We start from the raw sequence: 1052 nt of genomic DNA, 5'->3' as shown, positions 1-1052 counted from the left end.
AATTCGTGAGTTTCTTAAATTATGCACAACGTATTTGTGTATGAAACGTAGCGTGCAAAAAGACACTAATTTTTCGGATAGACACAGAGCCGTCCCGAAGCCTCGGGATTATATTTTGTTTTAAATTTTCTCTTTTAAAAGCCAAAATAGACCATTTCGCTATCGCATAATATTCTATTTGGCGGTCTTAGTAAATGAAAACAAACCTTTCGGTTTAGCACCTATTAGCTATGTTTTATACACCGTGTTGTAAAACGTTATTTTACTTTTTAAACTTGTAGATATCAATTATTGTTTTATTAAGTTGGTCTTTAGATATGTTTTTTATTACTTTTTTAGTAAAGTTAGGAGTTTTAATATAATATGAGAATTCACCTTCGTATGCACTTTTATATTTGATTTCTAACTTGTTATTATCTTCAATTAAATCTAAATCAGTAATTCCACTTGTACCCCCAAAAGACATTAAACTTTCATCATTTAAAAAAGCTTGGAAGTAATTAATTTTTTCAGAAGCAATAAATGAAGCATCTGTATTACCTAGACTGGTATAATTTTCTTTTAGCTTCTTATCCTGTATATAAAACTTTGAAGTTACTTTTCCAGAATCTTTTCGACTTGAAAAATAATAAAGAGGAATGTTTAAACTTGAACGGGTCAATGAAAAAGTAAATTGTCCATTGCTTTCATAGCTACCTCCATTTCTTTTAAATTCTAATTCAATATTGTTTTCACCTTCTTTTAGGATAAAAGCAAGCTCATCTTTCATAAAAGAAGGCATATTGTCTAACCCTTCTTTTAAGGGGTGATTTTCATTCATAATTTTAAGATTACCCACATATCCATTTTTAATACTTACTCCATTTATTTTGAGGTGTACATCAAATAAACTATTATTGCCTCCAACTAAGCACTTCACAGGTTCTAAATTCTTATATGTCATACTTAAAAAAGTAACTGATGTAATCAATATTAGAATAAATTTATTTTTCATTTTTGTTCATTTGTTTTAATGTTTTAGAACGTTAAGTATAACCGAAGTTACGGGATTA

General features: G+C 28.3%; 1 protein-coding gene. It reads right to left on the bottom strand.

What is annotated here, in order from left to right:
* Window positions 1-262 precede the first annotated feature (262 nt).
* Window positions 263-994, bottom strand: coding sequence for a hypothetical protein (locus KLA_RS17265; protein WP_034647448.1), 732 nt, complete (start codon window positions 992-994; stop codon window positions 263-265).
* Window positions 995-1052: the final 58 nt, after the last annotated feature.

Origin of the sequence: Cellulophaga geojensis KL-A, assembly GCF_000568425.1 — a bacterium.
GTDB lineage: Bacteria > Bacteroidota > Bacteroidia > Flavobacteriales > Flavobacteriaceae > Cellulophaga > Cellulophaga lytica.
The sequence above is the reverse complement of the archived record's forward strand: the minus strand, read 5'-3'. Positions and strand labels throughout refer to the sequence as shown.